Raw genomic sequence first — 2150 nt, forward strand, 5'->3', positions numbered from 1 at the left:
ACTGGGTTCGCACCCCGGTCTTGACGTTGATGAAGCGCTGATAGGCACCGGTAGAGGTCCGGACTTCCCCGGTGGTCGGGTAGCCAGCTTTGGCCTCATAACCATTGCGTACCCAAGTCTGGCCGATGGCCGAACGTTCCACGATCGGGTTGGCCATGCTGCGCGAGCTCCACAGGATCTTGGTGGTCTTGTTCGTCTGCGGATTCACGAACGTCTGGTACGCACCACCGGTGGAGGTGGGTTGTTCGTTATTGAACGGGATGCCCACTCCGCGTGCGCCGCCCAGGGAGACGTGCCTGGCGCCGATACCCGTCCAGGTCTTCACCTCGCGTGCCCCGGTCTGGGAGGACCAGTAAATCTTGGTGGCTCTGCCGTTTCTTACGAACGTCTGCACCACTCCGCCCACGCCGGTGCTCTGCTCACCGGTGGTCGGTGGACCGTACACGGCCGCTCCGCCCCTGGAGTTGTAGTACGTCGCAATTGCCCCTCGCGCAGTCGGAACTACCGCGCGCGCGGCACGGTTCGCGTCCACCTTGCGGTAGCCGTTCACATTCACCCCGGTGTTGCGCAGGGCGTTACGAATGGATTCAACGCCCAGGTTGGGGTTGCGCTCCTTCATTAACGCAATCACACCGGACACGTGAGGTGCCGCCATGGACGTTCCACTCAGATCGCCGTACGTGGGCGATCCCAGGGAGAATTTCCCGGTGTTGACAGTGGACCAGATCTGCGCGTTGGTGTCGCCACCGGGCGCCACAACATCCACCATCGGACCCCAGTTGGAGTAGCCGGTGATCCGGTTGTGGGACGACGTCGCCCCCACCACGATCGCGCCGCCACAGTTGGCCGGCGAGGCCAGATTCGCGCTCTTGCCCGCGTTGCCCGCAGCGACTACGAGGGGCACTCCGATCTGATGCATGCGGTTGACCGCGTTCTGCATCACGGGCGCGCAGGACGTGGCATCCCAGGCCTCGGAGAGATTGACCACCTTGGCGGGGGTCGTGTTCCGCGGGACTCCCGGGATCGCAATGCCGGCCGACCACATCACGCCGTCGGCTATGTCCGAGACGTAACCGCGACCATCAGCACCCAGGACGCGCGCGTGCTGGATCCTGGCATCCGGGGCGACCCCGGCAATGCCGGTGCCATTGTTGGTGTGCGCTGCCGCGATACCCGCGACGTGCGCACCGTGCCACCAGTTGGCGCGGCCCGTGCTCCAGTCGCCCATGTCCTGGGGGTTGCTGTCCCGGCCGTTGCCGTCGCGTGAATGGTAGAGATCGGATAAAAAGTCGTAGCCGCGGACCGTGCGCTGATTGAGGTCCGGGTGGTTGATCTGGCCGGTGTCCGCGACGCCGATCACCACGCCGTCCCCGGTGCCCTGCCACCATGCGCCGGGCACGCCGATGTTCCTGGGACCCCATTGGTAACCCCAGTACCGGTCGTTCGGGGTGGACCCGGCGTGGGCGGCGAGCGCATTGACCACGATCAGATCAGGCTCCGCCGATTCGACGGCCGGGTCTTCCTCGATGGTCTCGACCACTGCTTGCTGTTCGGCCTTGTTGAGCAGCGTGTCGGACTCCACGACATCCTCGGCATTACCGGTGGTCTTGACGATTTCCGGGTCTTCGATCTCGGTGGACGTCTCTGCCTCTGCCAGGACGTTTTCCTTCTGGGCCGCGGGAATCTCGTCCTTGAATTTCACGACGATCCGATCCGTTTCCGGTAGCACCGTGCCTTGGGCCCCGGTTCCCCTGCCGAGCGACCCGATACCACCGACCGTCGGCGGCTGAACTTGCGCTTGTTGCTCCGGGGTCGGCCCTTCCGGCGGGGCTGCGACCGCGGGTGCGGTCGTCGCCACCAGCAGCGTCGATAGCGAGAGCGTCAGGAGTGTTCGTGCGGCGCTGGTCTTCATGGTTTCTCCCTGGGAAACAGCCCCTGTCGCTGTGATCAGCGCAGTCGTTCATGAGCTGATGTCCGTCGGCAGGAATTTCGAACTGCGAATGGTCGAAGTTTACCATCGTAAATATTCACGGCTGAGGAAGTTGTCAAACCGGTATGTGGGCGGGTTGTCGTTGCCCGCGCCCGGGTACAAAAAAAGTCCTGGGCCGCGGCCAGTTCTTAAACTATGTCGCGACTCAGGACAATGGCGG

General features: G+C 63.9%; 1 protein-coding gene. It reads right to left on the bottom strand.

All coding sequences use genetic code 11. The features are described 5' to 3' along the window. On the bottom strand, positions 1-1912 hold a 1912-nt coding region (locus Q4E95_RS13085), incomplete at its 3' end, for a S8 family serine peptidase (RefSeq protein ID WP_303383717.1). Positions 1913-2150 lie beyond the last annotated feature (238 nt).

It is taken from the genome of Kocuria sp. (assembly GCF_030536815.1).
Classification (GTDB): Bacteria; Actinomycetota; Actinomycetes; order Actinomycetales; family Micrococcaceae; genus Kocuria; species Kocuria gwangalliensis.